The sequence below is a fragment of the Parabacteroides goldsteinii genome (genome assembly GCF_020091425.1).
Classification (GTDB): domain Bacteria; phylum Bacteroidota; class Bacteroidia; order Bacteroidales; family Tannerellaceae; genus Parabacteroides; species Parabacteroides goldsteinii.
Window position 1 is genome coordinate 6238642 of the sequence record NZ_CP081906.1, and the last position, 16596, is coordinate 6255237.

14 protein-coding genes are annotated in these 16596 nt (G+C 46.3%); 10 read left to right on the top strand and 4 right to left on the bottom strand.

Annotated features, from left to right (window positions below; genetic code table 11):
• The first annotated feature begins 165 nt into the window (after window positions 1-165).
• The 8 genes from K6V26_RS25610 to K6V26_RS25645 all read left to right on the top strand — a co-directional run bounded on the left by K6V26_RS25610 (window position 166) and on the right by K6V26_RS25645 (window position 9557).
• The gene (locus K6V26_RS25610; protein WP_009859913.1) at window positions 166-1470 is read left to right on the top strand and encodes an FtsW/RodA/SpoVE family cell cycle protein; all 1305 of its coding nucleotides are present in this window, start codon (window positions 166-168) and stop codon (window positions 1468-1470) included.
• On the top strand, window positions 1467-2573 hold the full coding sequence (gene murG / locus K6V26_RS25615; protein WP_046146137.1) for an undecaprenyldiphospho-muramoylpentapeptide beta-N-acetylglucosaminyltransferase: 1107 nt from the start codon (window positions 1467-1469) through the stop codon (window positions 2571-2573). The genes K6V26_RS25610 and murG overlap by 4 nt, the downstream gene beginning before the upstream one ends.
• 13 nt (window positions 2574-2586) lie before the next feature.
• Window positions 2587-3972 carry a UDP-N-acetylmuramate--L-alanine ligase gene (gene murC, locus K6V26_RS25620; RefSeq protein ID WP_224264206.1) on the top strand — a complete coding sequence of 462 codons (1386 nt, stop codon included), beginning with the start codon at window positions 2587-2589 and terminating at the stop codon, window positions 3970-3972.
• Window positions 3969-4697: a cell division protein FtsQ/DivIB gene (locus tag K6V26_RS25625; protein ID WP_009859910.1), complete on the top strand. Its 729-nt coding sequence runs from the start codon at window positions 3969-3971 to the stop codon at window positions 4695-4697. Before murC ends, K6V26_RS25625 begins: the two co-directional genes overlap by 4 nt.
• 5 nt (window positions 4698-4702) lie before the next feature.
• Window positions 4703-6046 carry a cell division protein FtsA gene (ftsA, locus tag K6V26_RS25630; protein ID WP_010800794.1) on the top strand — a complete coding sequence of 448 codons (1344 nt, stop codon included), beginning with the start codon at window positions 4703-4705 and terminating at the stop codon, window positions 6044-6046.
• 30 nt (window positions 6047-6076) lie between these two features.
• Window positions 6077-7444 (top strand): cell division protein FtsZ, encoded by a 1368-nt coding sequence (gene ftsZ / locus K6V26_RS25635; protein WP_129696842.1) that lies wholly within the window; start codon window positions 6077-6079, stop codon window positions 7442-7444.
• Window positions 7445-7465: 21 nt separating this feature from the next.
• Window positions 7466-7918: a GatB/YqeY domain-containing protein gene (locus tag K6V26_RS25640; RefSeq protein WP_009859907.1), complete on the top strand. Its 453-nt coding sequence runs from the start codon at window positions 7466-7468 to the stop codon at window positions 7916-7918.
• Window positions 7919-8135: 217 nt separating this feature from the next.
• A complete protein-coding gene (locus K6V26_RS25645; protein WP_224264207.1) occupies window positions 8136-9557 on the top strand; it encodes a carbon starvation CstA family protein in 1422 nt (473 codons plus the stop codon).
• 135 nt (window positions 9558-9692) lie between these two features.
• On the opposite strand, the gene rprY is transcribed toward K6V26_RS25645, so the two are convergent.
• Both rprY and K6V26_RS25655 read right to left on the bottom strand, forming a co-directional pair.
• Entirely contained in the window at window positions 9693-10424 is a 732-nt protein-coding gene (rprY, locus tag K6V26_RS25650; protein WP_005861388.1) for a response regulator transcription factor RprY, read from the bottom strand.
• A 2-nt stretch (window positions 10425-10426) separates the two neighbouring features.
• Entirely contained in the window at window positions 10427-11980 is a 1554-nt protein-coding gene (locus tag K6V26_RS25655; protein WP_009859905.1) for a sensor histidine kinase, read from the bottom strand.
• 453 nt (window positions 11981-12433) lie between these two features.
• On the opposite strand from K6V26_RS25655, the gene K6V26_RS25660 reads away from it, so the two are divergent.
• Both K6V26_RS25660 and K6V26_RS25665 read left to right on the top strand, forming a co-directional pair.
• On the top strand, window positions 12434-13261 hold the full coding sequence (locus tag K6V26_RS25660) for a 1-acyl-sn-glycerol-3-phosphate acyltransferase (protein WP_224264208.1): 828 nt from the start codon (window positions 12434-12436) through the stop codon (window positions 13259-13261).
• 12 nt (window positions 13262-13273) lie between these two features.
• Window positions 13274-14239, top strand: coding sequence for a GNAT family N-acetyltransferase (locus tag K6V26_RS25665; RefSeq protein WP_048316051.1), 966 nt, complete (start codon window positions 13274-13276; stop codon window positions 14237-14239).
• Window positions 14240-14323: 84 nt separating this feature from the next.
• Here K6V26_RS25665 and K6V26_RS25670 read toward each other — a convergent pair whose 3' ends face one another.
• Both K6V26_RS25670 and gpmI read right to left on the bottom strand, forming a co-directional pair.
• Complete coding sequence (locus tag K6V26_RS25670) at window positions 14324-14917, bottom strand: DUF3109 family protein (protein WP_044215136.1); 594 nt, start codon at window positions 14915-14917, stop codon at window positions 14324-14326.
• 121 nt (window positions 14918-15038) lie between these two features.
• Entirely contained in the window at window positions 15039-16562 is a 1524-nt protein-coding gene (gene gpmI / locus K6V26_RS25675) for a 2,3-bisphosphoglycerate-independent phosphoglycerate mutase (protein WP_122326859.1), read from the bottom strand.
• Window positions 16563-16596 lie beyond the last annotated feature (34 nt).

A 16596-nucleotide genomic window follows, 5' to 3' on the forward strand; every position in this document is an offset into this window, starting at 1 on the left:
GGTTGTCGGAATAACGCTTTTCCGATGGTCGGAACAGTGCTCTTCCGATGGGTGGAACAATGTTAATCCGATGGTCGGAACAGTACTCTTCCGGTCATCGGAAATATAAATATCGGGAATCCGGAGATTGCCGTAGTTTTAATTTGAATAAAAGACAAGTATAGAATGGATCTGGCAAGTAAATTATTTAAGGGCGACCGGGTGATATGGATCATCTTCATGTTCCTGTGCCTGATTTCGGTTGTTGAGGTGTTCAGTGCCACGAGTACGATCGCCTACAAGAACGCGAATCATTGGGCGCCGATCGTTCGTCATGCCACTTTCCTGCTGGGCGGGTTTGTGCTGGTTTTGCTGTTGCACAATGTCCCGTGCCGGTTCTTTCCGGCGTTTATATTGTTGCTGCCCGTCTCGGTGCTGATGTTGCTTGTCACGCCTTTTGTTGGGATCAATGCCAACGACGCGCACCGCTGGCTGGAGATATTCGGTATACAGTTCCAGCCTTCGGAGTTTGCCAAGTTGGCCTCCATTGTGTTTATCGCCTTCCTGCTCAGTAAGCGAAGTCGTTTTACCGACGACCAGATATTCAAATACATACTGATCGGGGTGGGAGTGACCTGTGTGTTGATTCTTCCGGAAAACTTTTCGACGGCGTTTATGCTGTTCGGGGTCTGTTTCCTGATGATGTTCATCGGCCAGTTGCCATTGATGAAGTTGGGGAAGCTGGCGGGTGTCCTGATATTGGCACTTATCTTGTTTATTGTTTTGCTGCGGTTTACGCCGGCAGGGGTGACCCAATATTTGCCGGACCGTTTCAGTACCTGGCAGGGACGTTTGGAGCGTTTCTTCGACGGGCATGAATCGGATACCGACGAGAACGGAGTATATAAGATCACAGACGATAATTACCAGGTCTCCCATGCGAAGATCGCGATTGCACGCGGAGGAGTGTTCGGACAGTTGCCCGGTCATGGTCAGCAGAGAGATTTTCTTCCGCAGGCCTATTCCGACTTTATTTATGCGATCATTATTGAAGAATTGGGTGTGGTAGGCGGCGTATTCGTGCTGATGCTTTATATCATGTTATTGGTGCGAGTCGGGATGATTGCGCGAAAGTGCGAGAAAGCCTTTCCCAAATACCTGGTGCTCGGGTGCGGCCTGTTGATCGTCGTGCAGGCGCTTGCCAATATGGCGGTGGCCGTCAATCTGATACCGGTAACCGGTCAGCCGATGCCGTTGGTCAGCCGTGGTGGTACTTCGACGGTGATATCCTGTATTTATTTCGGGATCATCCTGAGTGTAAGCCGTTTCGGAGCCAATATGGGTAATGAGGAAGATGAACTTCCGGAAGAAGATGAAACCGAAGGCGCCGGTGCAGTCCCAGCCATCACGGAGGAAGAAATCTCCAATTGGGTGCCCGACACACAGCCTGAAACAGAAGAAGTAGTAACAGAGACAAAATCAAGAGAATGAAGGAACAGTACCGTATAATAATAAGTGGTGGCGGAACCGGAGGACACATCTTCCCGGCTATCTCCATTGCCAATACCTTCAGGAAACGTTTTCCTGATGCGGAAATCTTATTTGTAGGTGCGGAAGACCGGATGGAAATGGAAAAGGTTCCGGCTGCCGGCTATGAAATAGTAGGTTTACCGGTGAGTGGTTTCGACCGTGCCCACCTGCTCAACAATATAAAAGTGCTCAACCGTCTGCGTAAAAGCCTCGGACTGGCGAAGAAGACGATCCGCGAGTTTCGTCCGGACATTGCAGTGGGAGTGGGCGGCTATGCCAGTGGCCCGACGTTGTGGATGGCGGCTTCGCTGGGCATCCCGACCCTGATACAGGAGCAGAACTCTTATGCCGGAGTAACCAATAAATTGCTGGCAAAGAAAACATCGAAGATATGTGTCGCCTACGACGGTATGGAGAAGTTCTTTCCGGCCGACAAGATTGTGATTACCGGAAACCCTGTCCGCAAGGATCTGGAAGAAGCGACCGACAGGAAAGAGGAAGCGCTGGCTTTCTTCGGCCTTTCTCCGGAAAAGAAAACGATACTGGTAGTCGGCGGTAGCCTGGGAGCCCGCACGATCAACCGCAGCATACAGGGCGACCTGGATAAACTGTTCGCTTCCGATGTGCAGGTGATCTGGCAGACTGGGCGTTATTATTACAGCGAAGCCACCAAGCATCTGAAAGCCTATCGCGGCATGCCCATCTGGTGCTCCGACTTTATCACCCGTATGGATTATGCCTATTCGGCTGCCGACCTGATCATCTCCCGTGCCGGAGCAAGTTCTATTTCTGAACTTTGCCTATTGAAGAAACCTGTCATCCTGGTTCCTTCCCCTAACGTGGCGGAAGATCATCAGACAAAGAATGCCATGGCTTTGGTAAACAAAGATGCAGCGATCATGGTTTCAGATAAAGATGCTGAACAGCAACTGGTAACGAAAGCCCTGGAGGTTATCCACGATGACAAACGTCTGGCTCAGTTGAGTAGTAATATCGAACAGTTGGCCCAGCATCAGAGTGCAGACCGTATTGTCGATGAGATAGTAAAGATAATAGAGAAGTAATAAAGAAAACAATATGAATATAAATACGATAACGGCTGTTTATTTTGTTGGAGCCGGAGGAATCGGGATGAGTGCCCTGATCCGTTACTTCCTTTCAAAAGGAAAACAAGTAGCCGGATATGATAAGACTCCGTCCGACCTGACCACACAGTTGAACCGTGAAGGTGCCGTTATTCATTACGAAGATAATATCTCCCTGATACCGGATGCTTTTAAAGACCCGGCTAAGACTTTGGTTGTCTATACGCCCGCCGTTCCCGAGACGCATACGGAGTTGGCCTGGTTTTGTCAGAATGGTTTTGAGATCATGAAACGTGCCCGTGTCTTAGGCGAAATCACCAACTGTTCGCGTGGCCTTTGCATTGCCGGAACACATGGTAAGACAACGACCTCTTCCATGCTTGCCCACCTGCTGAAACAATCACATGTCGATTGCAATGCTTTCCTGGGAGGTATCCTGAAGAACTATGACAGTAACCTGATGTTGTCCGATAAAAGTGACCTGACCGTGATCGAGGCAGACGAGTTCGACCGCTCTTTTCACTGGCTGACACCTTATATGGCTGTCATCACTGCCGCCGACCCGGACCATCTGGATATCTACGGCACAGAGGAAGCCTATCGTGAAAGTTTCGAACATTTCACCTCGCTGATCCGTCCCGACGGTTGCCTGCTCATGAAGAAAGGCATCAACGTAACGCCCCGGCTGAAAGAGGGTGTGAAACTCTATACTTATACCGGAGCAGAAGAAGCCGATTTTTATGCTGAAAACATCCATATCGGAAACGGTGAGATCCACTTCGACTTCGTTGGCCCGGATATCCGTATTGCCAACATTCAGTTGGGTGTTCCTGTAAAAGTAAATATAGAGAATGGGGTTGCCGCTATTGCCCTTGCCTGGCTGAACGGCGTGACTCCGGAAGAAATAAGAAAAGGCATGGCATCCTTTGCTGGTCCGAAACGCCGTTTCGACTTCCATCTGAAGAAAGATGCTATCGTCCTGATCGACGATTATGCCCATCATCCGGCTGAACTGGCTGCCAGTATCCAATCTGTGAAGGAACTTTATGCCGGACGCAAGGTAACGGGCATCTTCCAACCGCATCTGTATACCCGGACACGCGACTTTGCTCCCGACTTTGCCGCCAGCCTGTCGTTGTTGGACGAACTGATCCTGCTGGATATTTATCCTGCACGTGAAGAGCCTATTCCGGGGGTGACTTCGGAAATCATATTCGATGCTGTCACCATCCCAGCCAAGAAGCTGATTCGTAAAAGCGAACTGCTCGACCTGGTGGAGAAGGAGGCAGATACGTTTGAAGTTGTATTGATGGTTGGAGCCGGCGATATAGACCGGCTGATCGAACCTGTTAAACAAATATTGGATAAGAAATTGTGATTCGTATAGTTTCCATAGTAGTCGCTACACTGTTGTTTTGTTACATCGTGTTTGTATCCTTCTTCTTCCGTGAAATGAGGCAGGATAAGGTATGCCAGGACCTTCAGGTCGTGGTGAAAGACAGTCTCGACAAACATTTTGTAAGCGAAAGCGATCTGGTGACGATCCTTAAAAAGGCTGATCTGAACCCGATCAAGAAGCCTATGGATGCTATCAACACCGACAGGATAGAAACCGAACTCAAAAAGAACGAAATGATTGCCCGTATCGAAGCCTATAAGACACCTTCGGGGATCATAAAGCTGGAAGTTGAGCAAAAAATACCTATCTTGCGTGTGATTAGCTCCCGGGGAAACTTCTACGTGGATAACCTCGGCACTACGATGCCGGTCAGTTTCCGTTACGTCGCCGATGTCCCTTTGGTAAGTGGATATGTCGAAAAAGAGCTGGCGGTAACCGACTTATACAAATTTGCATTATTTTTGCAGGAGAATGAGTTCTGGAATAATCAGATAGAACAGATTTATGTTCATCCTGACAACGAAGTGGAACTGATTCCCCGGGTGGGAAACCACCGTATTGTACTGGGTACTTTCGACGATTTCCAGGAAAAGCTGGATAACCTCCGGCTCTTCTATGACAAGGTCATACCGAAAGTCGGTTGGGAGAAATACAGTATAATAAATTTAAAATACAAAGATCAGATTGTTTGTACTAAAAGATAGATGATATGGCATACACAGACTTTATAGCAGCCATCGACCTTGGCTCTTCTCACATGGTCGGTATGGTAGGAACGAAGAGCCCGACGGGAGCTCTCTCGATTATTGCCTACGAAGTTGAGAACTCCGCTACCTGTATACGAAGAGGATGTGTATATAATGTGGAAGAAACAGCAAATAAGATCAAACGACTCATCCTGAAGCTGGAAAATAAACTTGGCGGTGCCCGCATCGGAAAGGTTTATGTCGGCATCGGCGGGCAGTCGCTGCGCTCTATCGACCATACCGTTCCCCGGATATTGGGTACCGACGGGGTGGTGACGGAAGAGGTCATCAGCGGCCTGTATGAGGAATGCCGCAATTATCATCCGGATATGCTGGATGTGCTGGCTGCCGTTTCTCCTACCTATTTTTTAGATGATAAACCTGAACCTAATCCGGTTGGCATTCCCTGTACCCGGATTGAAGCTCGCTATAAGCTGATTGTCGGACGGCCTTCGTTGAAACGTTATGTAATCAACAGTATTGCCGACCGTGCCAGAATAGAAATTGCTGACATTGTCGTTTCGCCGCTGGCCCTGGCCGATGTGGTGCTGACCGACAATGAAAAGGACCTGGGCTGTGCCCTGATCGGTTTCGGTGCCGGAGTGACTACGCTGACGGTCTATAAAGCCGGACAGCTGGTGAACCTCTCCGTCATTCCTTTCGGAGGCCATTTGATTACCCGCGATATCACCAGTCTCCATCTGGTAGAAGCCGAAGCAGAACGTGTAAAGCTGACCTACGGCAGTGCCCAGATGGAGAAAGATAATGACTTGAGCATTCAGGTAAGTTCTGCCGATGGTATGGGATTGCGCGAGATCAAACTCGCCGACCTCAATAATGTGATCGAGGCGCGTATGAAGGAGATTCTCGAAAATGTATATGCCCGCCTTGAAGCAACCGGCCTGATAAACTCGCTTGGTGCGGGTATCATCATCACCGGTGGTGGTGCCGCTCTGAAGAACCTGCCGGAGGTGATCCGCGAACGTCTGAAGATGGACGTGCGCTACTCTGCCGTGCGTAAGGGTATCGTGGAAAGCGGGGAAATGATTGCCAACAATCCCGAATATGCTGTTGCTGTTGGTTTGCTGGCAAGAGGAGCAATAAACTGTGCCCTTTATATACCGCCTAAGATAGATCCTATACCGGAGAAGAAAGAAGAGCCGGTTGAGGAAGAACCTAAAAAGACTCCTGAGCCACCTAAGAAGAAACCGGAGAAGAAGAAAGGTCCCGGCTTGTTCGGACGCCTCACTAAAAGTATAGACACGTTTGGTAAGGGTTTGTTTGATGACGAAGACGATATAAAGTAACAACAGCGAATGTAATAAAACCGGAAGACAATGGACGACACAATATTAAGTTTCAATTATCCGACAGATACTCCTAAGATCATCAAAGTAATTGGTGTTGGAGGCGGTGGTGGTAACGCTGTTACCCACATGTACAAAGAAGGTATACATGATGTTACATTCGTTCTGTGTAACACCGACAACCAGGCACTGAACCGCTCGGACGTGCCGGTCAAAGTGCCTCTGGGGCGTAACATCACCCAGGGACTGGGAGCCGGAAACAAACCCGAACGGGCCATGATGGCTGCCGAGGAAAGTATGGAAGATATCCGCAAGATGCTGAGCGACGGTACCAAGATGGTCTTTATCACTGCCGGTATGGGTGGTGGTACGGGAACGGGAGCCGCTCCGGTAATCGCTCGTTTTGCCAAGGATATGGGAATACTGACGGTCGGTATCGTTACAATCCCCTTCGTCTTTGAAGGTGAACGCAAAATCATCCAAGCGTTGAACGGGGTGGAAGAGATCAGTAAGAACGTAGATGCTTTGCTGGTTATCAACAACGAACGTCTTCGTGAAATATATTCCGACCTGACCATGACGAATGCTTTCGGAAAAGCCGATGATACCTTGACCATTGCCGCTAAGAGCATTGCCGAGATCATCACTCTTCCGGGTATTATCAACCTCGACTTTGCCGATGTCAATACCACTATGAAAGATGGTGGCGTAGCTCTTATGAGTAACGGTTTCGGTGAAGGGGAAGGTCGTGTGCGCCAGGCAATAGAAGATGCTCTGAACTCTCCGCTGCTGAACAACAACGACGTGTTTAATGCTAAAAAGATATTGTTCAACGTATCGTTTGGCGAAGAGGCTGAGTTGCGTATGGAAGAAATGAATGACGTACACGATTTTATGTCACGCTTCGGACGTGACATCGAAGTGATTTGGGGTACGGCAATCGACAATACGTTGGGGACAAAGGTTAAAATGACTATCCTTGCCACCGGTTTCGGTATGGAAGACATTCCTCAGATCGCCGAAAAGCGTCAGATCGAGCAAGGCCGCATGACCGAAGAGGAACTGCGCCTGGAAGAAGAACGCCTGAACAAGGAACGTGCCGAAAAAGACCTGATCGACAAATATTACGGAGCTTCCGGCCAGCGTATGCGCCGTGTGGCAGCCCGTGCGAAAGCGGTCGTGTTGAATCAGGATGAACTGGACGACGATGCCCTAATCGCCCTGATCGAAGATAATCCTACCTATAACCGTGACCCGAAAGTGATTGCCCGTGCCCGTTCCAAAGTGATGGGTGCCGAGATCCCGGTTTCATCTTCTGCGACAACGACTCCTTCGGCGCCGCGTAACGAAGGGAAGAAACCCGATACGGGCGGTAAGCAGGTGATAAGTTTCCGATAATTCTTAAAAAAGAAATTAGATATGGATTTGTTTGAAAAAGTCAGCGAAGACATTAAAAACGCAATGAAGGCAAAAGACAAAGTTGCCCTCGAAACATTGAGAAATGTAAAGAAGTTCTTCCTGGAAGCTAAGACAGCTCCGGGTGCCAACGATACCCTGACGGATGCCGATGCGTTGAAGATTATTCAGAAGCTGGTAAAACAGGGCAAAGACTCAGCTGAAATTTATACTCAGCAAGGTCGTGCCGATCTGGCTGAAGCCGAACTGGCGCAGGTAAAAGTGCTTGAAACTTACCTTCCGAAGCAAATGACAGCCGAAGAACTGGAAGTTGAGGTAAAGGCCATCATTGCCCAGGTAGGTGCTGCCGGCCCGAAAGACATGGGCAAGGTTATGGGCGTAGCTTCTAAAGCCCTTGCCGGTAAAGCGGAAGGACGTGCTATCTCTGAAACGGTAAAACGTTTGCTGAATAGCTGATATTTAGAAAGAATTGAGCTATCCCGTTCCCGTGCTTGACACGGGATCGCAAAGGCACAAACCGTATCCTATATACTGCCGGTCCTTCTGCGACCCCGTGTCAAGCACGGGGACAAGGTAGTTCATATCTTATACTAACTAAACCATCAGGATATCCCGTTTGTGTATCGATAAATATCCTTTTCTGAATAGACCAACATTCTAATAACTCTTTATAATGATAACCTTTATCTGCTGCCTGGCAACTCTTATTGCCGGCTATTTTATCTACGGTTCTTTTATAGAACGTATCTTCGGGGTGGACCCTTCCCGTACAACCCCAGCTTACACCCATCAGGACGGAGTCGATTACATTCCGATGTCTTCCTGGAAAGTTTTTATGATTCAGTTTCTGAACATTGCCGGCCTTGGTCCGATCTTCGGTGCTATTATGGGCGCAAAGTTCGGTACGGCTTCTTTCCTGTGGATAGTCCTGGGGACGATCTTTGCCGGAGCTGTCCATGACTACCTGGCGGGAATGCTTTCATTGCGTCATAACGGGGAAAGTCTCCCGGAGATTATCGGACGTTATCTCGGAAATAACTTCAAACAATTCATGCGCGGCTTTACTGTGGTCTTGATGATATTGGTCGGTGCCGTTTTTGTAGCCGGTCCGGCCGGTTTACTGGCGAAGCTGACACCGGAGTATCTTGATGCTACATTCTGGATATTCGTGGTATTTATCTATTATATCTTGGCTACTTTGTTACCGGTTGATAAAATCATCGGAAAGATTTATCCGTTGTTTGCCGCAGCCCTGCTGTTTATGGCAGTCGGCATTCTGGTGATGTTGTTTGTGAATCATCCTCCCCTGCCTGAGTTGACGGACGGGTTAGCCAATAAGCATCCGGAGAATCTACCTATTTTCCCGATCATGTTTGTAAGTATTGCCTGCGGGGCTATTTCCGGGTTCCATGCGACACAAAGTCCGTTGATGGCTCGTTGCATCAAGAGCGAAAAGATGGGACGTCCCGTCTTCTTTGGCGCGATGATTACGGAAGGTATTGTTGCCCTGATCTGGGCTGCTGCTGCAACTTATTTCTATCATAATAACGGGATGGGAGAAAGTAATGCTGCTGTAATTGTAGATAGCATCACTAAAGAATGGCTCGGTACGGTCGGAGGTATCCTGGCTGTCCTGGGAGTTATTGCCGCTCCGATCACTTCCGGTGATACGGCATTCCGTTCGGCCCGTTTGATTGTAGCCGACTTCCTGCATAAGGAACAGAAAAGCATGGTAAGCCGTCTGGTGATTTGTATACCTTTGTTTATTGTGGCGATCGGCATATTGCTCTATAGCCTGAAAGATAAGGACGGTTTCGATATGATCTGGCGTTATTTTGCCTGGACAAACCAGACGTTGGCTGTATTTACTCTTTGGGCACTGACAGTCTTCCTGACACGTTCCAAAAAACTGTACATCGTCACCCTGATTCCGGCCCTGTTTATGACAGCCGTTTGTTCGACTTATATCTTTGTTGCCCCTGAAGGTCTGGGAATGGATGTTACTGTTTCACAAACTATCGGCTGTATCATCACCGTTATAACTCTGGTGACATTCCTTTGGTGGAAAAAGAAAAATAAAACAGTAGATTATTAACTCGGACTGTTGCTTCCGGAGCAAGTATTCAATCAACATAAAAAAGGCATTGCTAACTCTTTCGAGCAGCAATGCCTTTCTTATTTTATCTTCCGAAGAATCCGCTTTTGGCGGCTATTCTCCGGGATATGTTCATTAAAGTACCTGGATACCTTCTTCGCGGGCCTGTTCTTCTCCTGAAGGAGTGATCAGTTTGTAACCCTTACCGTGGATGTTGATGATTTCGATTCCGGGATCATCTTTCAACAGTTTACGAAGTTTAGTGATATACACATCCATACTACGGGCATTGAAGTAGTTATCGTCTACCCAAATAGTTTTCAGTGCATAATTACGTTCCAGAATTTCATTAGCATGAGCACATAACAGGCTCAGCAGTTCGCATTCTTTAGTAGTCAGCTTAGTCACTTTGTCACCGATAGCCAGTGTTTGTTTCTGCGTATCGAATAAGAAATTACCCAGCTTGTAGAAAGGAATGTCTTTCATCTTCTTGCCTTTCACACGGCGAAGGATTGCTTCGATACGAAGCAAGAGTTCTTCCATGCTGAACGGTTTTGTCAGATAGTCGTCTGCACCGATCTTGAATCCTTCCAGAATATCTTCCTTCATCGTCTTTGCAGTAAGGAAAATAATTGGAATATCAGGATTTATAGAACGGATCTCCTGTGCAAGAGTGAAACCGTCTTTTTTCGGCATCATCACGTCTAATACGCAAAGATCATATTTGCCTTTGGTGAAACCTTTGTAACCAGCTTCTCCATCAGAGAAAAGATCTGTTACATAACCTTTTGCCTGTAAGTATTCTCTTAATAGCATACCCAGGTTTTCGTCGTCTTCACAAAAGAAGATTTTCAGTTTTTCTTCCATAACTAACTTTTTATAAGAGGTAAAGTAATAATAAATTTTGTTCCTACATTTCCGGGTCCCATTTCAGCACGGATCGTACCTTTATGGTCCTCGATAATCTTACGGACGTAAGCCAGTCCCAAACCGAAACCTTTTACGTCGTGTACATTCCCTGTCGGTACGCGGAAGAAGCGGTCGAATACTTTCTTAAGGTATTCTTTCTTGATTCCTATACCATTGTCTTCAACGGAGATCAGCAGCTTTCCGTTGTTGTCGTTCCAGGTTCTTACCATCAATGTAAGCGGCACTTCCGGACGGCGGTATTTCACTGCGTTGTCCATCAGGTTAAACAATACATTGGTGATATGCATTTCATCTACGTAGATGGACGAATCGGTTGCCTGCAAGTCAATGTCGAGTGAGCCATCATACTTTTCTACTTTCAGGACGAAGGTGTTTGCTACGCTGATCACCAGGTCGTTTGCATCTACTTCTTTCAGTTTGAATGCTGCTTTCTGCCGTTCGAACAACGACATTTGAAGCACTTTTTCAACCAGGAAGCCTAATCGCTTCGTTTCATCATTTATCACGCCTGATATATGTTTGAATACATCGGGGCTTTTCGTTATATCCGAGTCTTTCAACATCTGTGCCGCCAGCGAGATAGTGGAAACCGGAGTTTTCAGCTCGTGCGTCATATTGTTGATAAAGTCGTTCTTCATTTCTGACAGTCTCTTCTGGCGGAATACAATATATATGGTAAAGATAAATGTTACCAACAGTATCAGCGAGAAAAGAACAGACGGTACAATAAATGTTACAGAACTTGAAATATAGTCACCTTTTGTAGGGAAGTATACTTTCAGATAATTCAGCTTTGAGGGTGGATCGTTCGGGAACAATACGTACGTAATTATATCAGACGCAATAGGTTCCTTCTTTATTTCCCCACTCTGGTACACGGTTTTCCCGTCTTTGTTTATAACAAAAAATATGAACGGCAGGTTCAAACCATTGTTAATAAATTCTGATTTTAAGTAATTGTTCAACTTCTTAAAATCGACACGCTCCTGAATCGGTTTAAGGTTTGCCGTATTTAATATATTCACCAAAACTTCCTGCATCAAAGCATTCTGATATTTAAGACGGCGCATAAGCGTTTTTTGCAGATCCTGGGACGTACTGATAATATTATTGGACGTTTGTTTTTTGTCCAGCGATGACAGCGGTTCGAATTTCTGACTGAAACTGTGTAGCTGATCTATTTGCAGTATATTACCGTTGGCATCCTTTATTTGTAGTTTCTGCTGGGTGATTGTCTGAGCAATCTCTTGGGGATCCTGGTTATTTTGCAGATAATAACTCTCGTCACGCTTAAGATCTTCTTCCAGATATCTCTGCGTTTCATCCAACTCCAGGTTTTTTGAGACCTGGTGCAGGCTTCTTTTGACTGTTTCATTGAATTGCTCGCTGCTTTTTTTGAGTATGATGCTCACGTACTTAACCTGTAGGAAAAGCAAACCAGCAAAAGCAAATGCCATCACAACTGCGAGTAACCAAATCGTAGATTTCCTCATTCTAAATACTTTCTCTTTTTAACAGAACAAATAACGCTCATTTTAGTTTAATATTTACACAAAAAAGGTAAAAATAGTGGGTTGTTTATATTAAAAAAGGTTTACCGAATACTCCGGTTTTCTTCTTATTGTCTTTTAAAACAACCGTTTATGCTAATTAACATCTGTCTGTGTATATATATGCATCTTCATTTCTGTTTATAAAAACATAATTATTGATTATTTTGTTTCAACTTATGCAAAAAATATGAATTCTGATGGAAGAATTCGCATCTCCATGTTCGTGCATACGCGTCAGATAGTATAATGTATAACGGATACAGGTGCTGTTTTATTTTATCCGGCAGTAAAGAACATATGGCTTAAGTACTTGAAACTTCTTAAAAACTTTTGCCGAATGCATTCAAATTTAATTATTAGCTATATCTTTGCTGCTGACAAGAGTTATGCAAGATGGCACAAGAAGGTATTACACAAATTGATGTAAAACAGGTATTACAGCAGAAAACGCCCTCCGTGGCCGGTAAAATACCCGGTTTTATTGTCAATTATCTGATTCGTACCATTCATCAGGACGAACTGAATGATATCCTAACCCGTTATCATGATAAGGATGGGGTTGATTTTATGCAGGAACTGATCGGTTATTTTGACCTGACCCTGGAACTGGTGAACGAAGAGAACATCCCGGCGGAAGGCCGCTATATTTTTGCTTCCAACCATCCGTTGGGAGGGCTTGACGGTATCTGCCTCTCGGCAGTGATCGGACGGCATTATGACGGAAAGATCCGTTACCTGGTCAATGACCTGCTTCTCTACTTGTCAAATCTAAGGTCCATCTTTGTCCCTATCAACAAACATGGTGCGCAGGGTAAAAACAATGCCCGGCTGATCGACGAGGCTTATGCTTCCGAAAATCAGATCGTGACGTTCCCCGCAGGACTTTGTTCGCGCAAGATAAACGGACAGATACAGGATACCGACTGGAAGAAATCGTTTATCCAGAAGGCAGTCGAACATCAGCGGGATGTCGTTCCAGTATATTTCGAAGGAAGAAACTCTAATTTCTTCTATCGGTTGGCAAATCTGCGCAAGAGGTTGGGTATAAAGATGAACTATGAAATGATTTATTTGCCGGATGAGATGTTCCGGTCTAAGCATAAAACGTTCCGTATCCATTTTGGCAAGCCTGTCCCGTGGCAGACTTTCGATAGCAGCAAGAAGCCGGCCGAATGGGCTGAGTGGGTGAAGGAACTTGCTTATAATCTCAGGAAAACATAGACTCTATAATATATGCAAGACATTATTAAGCCGATTGATCGTGCTCTTCTGGAGTCGGAGTTGACGAAAGAAAAGAAACTCCGCAGCACGAATAAGTCAAACAATGAAATATATATTGTTACAGCCCACGACGCTCCCCATGTGATGCAGGAGATCGGGCGTCTGCGGGAAATCGCATTTCGTTATTATGGTGGGGGAACGGGGTTCCCGGTAGATATCGACGAGTTCGATACGATGGAGGACGCTTATCGGCAGTTGATTGTCTGGAGTCCGGAAGATGAGCAGATCCTGGGCGGTTACCGTTTTCTGTGCGGTTCGGATGTCAAGTTCGATGAGAACGGGAAGCCGATGCTGGCTACTTCGCATCTGTTTAATTTCTCGGAAAAGTTTAATAAAGAGTTCCTCCCTTATACGGTCGAGTTGGGCCGTTCTTTCGTTACTTTGGAATATCAGTCTACACGTGCTGGCGCAAAAGGATTGTTTGTGTTGGATAATTTGTGGGATGGATTGGGAGCTTTGTCGGTAGTCGATCCGAGTTTGCAATATTATTTCGGGAAGGTGACGATGTATAATACGTATAATACGGAAGCACGTAATATGATTCTTTATTTTCTGGGGATGCACTTTCCGGATGCGGATAAGCTGGTGACTCCGGTCTATCCGTTGGAAACCGATACGGACATAGAGAAGATGAAGGAGTTGTTCCGTTATGATAACTTCAAGGACAATTATAAGGTATTGAATCAGGAAGTACGTAAATTCGGTATCAATGTGCCGCCGCTGGTGAATGCCTATATGAGCCTTTCACCGAAGATGCGCGTGTTCGGGACGGCTATCAACCATGAATTTGGGGATGTGGAAGAGACCGGTATCCTGATTGCGATCAATGAGATTCTGGAAGACAAGAAAAAACGTCATATAGAAACTTATCTGAAAGAGGAAGGCCAGACGGCTGATCTGATAAGAAAAGCGGAATAACCTAGGGATGATTTCTGTTCACGAGGGCCTCATAAATGTTTTTGACGCCCTCGTGAATGTTTATCAGGCACATCTATATTGGCACTAACCCAATTTTTCCTGTTCCTTTTGTTTTCTCCACTCCTCAGCTACTTCGACCAGGCTTTCATACCATTTCTCGCCGAACTTGCGGATAAGCGGTTCTTTCAGGAACTTATATAAGGGTAGTTTCTCTTTTTGTCCTAATATTTCTGCCGCTTTACATATTTTCCAACGGTCGTAGTTGACAGCCCGGAAGTCTTTGTATTGGGTTACACGGACAGGATAGAGATGGCAGGATACCGGCTTGTAAAAGGACAGTTTCCCTTCACGGTAGGCTTTCTCGATAGCACATTTACAAGTACCGTCGCTGTCATAACAGGTAAATACACAATCTTTGTTGTCAACGATGGAGGTGACGATATCACCTTCGCAGTCGATATAGGCTACGCCTTGTTTGTTGATAATTGCCTGGGCTTCGGGTGACAGGTCGTTCCATACGACCGGAAGCGCTTTCTCCAGTTTGGCAATCTCGCTTTTCTCAAGCGGGGCACCGGAATCACCTTCCACACAGCAAATGCCTTTGCACTGGGCAAGGTCGCAGATGAAATTTGCCTCGATCAGGTCCAGGCTGACCAGGGTGTCGTCTATTTGGATCATTTTGTTATCAGGGAAGAGGTAATAAATACCCCTCTTCAGGGAGGACATGAGGGTTTGTTATTGAAGTTTACACACCCCCTGCCCCCTCTCAAGAGGGGAAAAGTTACTATTGGTACAATAATTATTTGATCAATGATTTTCCTGTCATTTCTTTCGGTTGCTTCAGACCCATGATATGAAGGATTGAAGGAGCAACGTCTGCCAGGATACCGTCTTCAACTTTAGCGTCTTTGTTTTCTGTTACATAAACGAATGGAACAGGATTCAAAGAGTGAGCAGTGTTGGGTGTGCCGTCTTCGTTCAAAGCATGGTCGGCATTACCGTGGTCGGCAATGATGATTACTTCGTAGCCATTAGCCTTAGCTGCTTCGACTGTGTCGTTCAGGCAAGCGTCGATAGTAACAACAGCCTTTTCGATGGCTGAGTAAATACCGGTGTGACCTACCATGTCGCCATTTGCATAGTTACAAACGATATAGTCATATTTCTTTGTGTAGATGGCTTCAACCAGTTTGTCCTTTACTTCGAAAGCACTCATTTCCGGTTTCAGGTCGTAAGTGGCCACTTTCGGAGACGGAACCAGGATACGGTCTTCACCTTCGAACGGAGTTTCGCGTCCGCCGTTGAAGAAGAAAGTAACGTGTGCATATTTTTCTGTTTCGGCAATGTGCAGCTGTGTTTTACCGACTGATGCCAGAAATTCGCCCAGTGTATTTTCTACATTGTCCTTGTCGAACAGGATATGAACGCCTTCGAAACTAGCATCGTACGGAGTCATACAGAAATACTGCAAGTTCGGAATAGTCTTCATTCCGGCTTCCGGCATATCCTGTTGAGTCAGGACGACTGTCAGTTCTTTGGCACGGTCGTTACGGTAGTTGAAGAAAATCACAACGTCGCCTTCTTCGATAGTCGCTACCGGCTTACCGTTTTCTACGTGTACGATCGGTTTGATAAATTCGTCTGTTACACCTTCTGCGTATGACTCTTCCATTGCCTGAACCATGTCTTCGCAAGGTTTACCCGTGCCGTTCACGATCAGGTCGTAAGCCTCTTTTACGCGTTCCCAACGTTTGTCACGGTCCATTGCATAGTAACGGCCGATGATGGAAGCGATCTTTCCGCCTGTTGTTTGCAGGTGGTTTTCCAGCTGTTCGATAAAGCCTTTACCGCTTCTCGGGTCCGTGTCGCGACCGTCCATAAAGCAATGAACATATGCTTTGTCGATTCCGTATTCTTTGGCGATATCCGCCAGCTTGAACAGGTGTTCCAATGAGCTGTGTACACCACCGTCGGAAACCAGTCCCATGAAATGGATCTGTTTGCCGTTTTCTTTGGCGTAGCTGTAAGCACGTTTGATTTCCGGATTATCGAGGATTGTGTTCTGGCGGCATGCGATATTGATCTTCACCAGGTCCTGGTAAACGATGCGGCCGGCACCGATATTAAGGTGGCCAACTTCCGAGTTACCCATCTGTCCGTCAGGTAAACCAACATTTTCGCCGGAAGCCTGCAACTGAGAGTTTGGGTATGTTTTCAACAGTTCGTCCCAGTAAGGAGTGGGAGTGTTGTAGATTACATCATCTTTACCACGGTCGCCGATTCCCCAGCCATCGCAGATTAGTAAAAGTGCTTTCTTGCTCATGATTGCCTTGTTTATATTGTTTATACTTATTAAA

Excerpts from the sequence above, each read along its gene's own strand:
- K6V26_RS25610 (WP_009859913.1), top strand. The coding sequence starts at position 166 with ATGGATCTGGCAAGTAAATTATTTAAGGGCGACCGGGTGATATGGATC.
- murG (WP_046146137.1), top strand. The coding sequence starts at position 1,467 with ATGAAGGAACAGTACCGTATAATAATAAGTGGTGGCGGAACCGGAGGA.
- murC (WP_224264206.1), top strand. The coding sequence starts at position 2,587 with ATGAATATAAATACGATAACGGCTGTTTATTTTGTTGGAGCCGGAGGA.
- ftsA (WP_010800794.1), top strand. The coding sequence starts at position 4,703 with ATGGCATACACAGACTTTATAGCAGCCATCGACCTTGGCTCTTCTCAC.
- ftsZ (WP_129696842.1), top strand. The coding sequence starts at position 6,077 with ATGGACGACACAATATTAAGTTTCAATTATCCGACAGATACTCCTAAG.
- K6V26_RS25640 (WP_009859907.1), top strand. The coding sequence starts at position 7,466 with ATGGATTTGTTTGAAAAAGTCAGCGAAGACATTAAAAACGCAATGAAG.
- K6V26_RS25645 (WP_224264207.1), top strand. The coding sequence starts at position 8,136 with ATGATAACCTTTATCTGCTGCCTGGCAACTCTTATTGCCGGCTATTTT.
- rprY (WP_005861388.1), bottom strand. The coding sequence starts at position 10,424 with ATGGAAGAAAAACTGAAAATCTTCTTTTGTGAAGACGACGAAAACCTG.
- K6V26_RS25655 (WP_009859905.1), bottom strand. The coding sequence starts at position 11,980 with ATGAGGAAATCTACGATTTGGTTACTCGCAGTTGTGATGGCATTTGCT.
- K6V26_RS25660 (WP_224264208.1), top strand. The coding sequence starts at position 12,434 with ATGGCACAAGAAGGTATTACACAAATTGATGTAAAACAGGTATTACAG.
- K6V26_RS25665 (WP_048316051.1), top strand. The coding sequence starts at position 13,274 with ATGCAAGACATTATTAAGCCGATTGATCGTGCTCTTCTGGAGTCGGAG.
- K6V26_RS25670 (WP_044215136.1), bottom strand. The coding sequence starts at position 14,917 with ATGATCCAAATAGACGACACCCTGGTCAGCCTGGACCTGATCGAGGCA.
- gpmI (WP_122326859.1), bottom strand. The coding sequence starts at position 16,562 with ATGAGCAAGAAAGCACTTTTACTAATCTGCGATGGCTGGGGAATCGGC.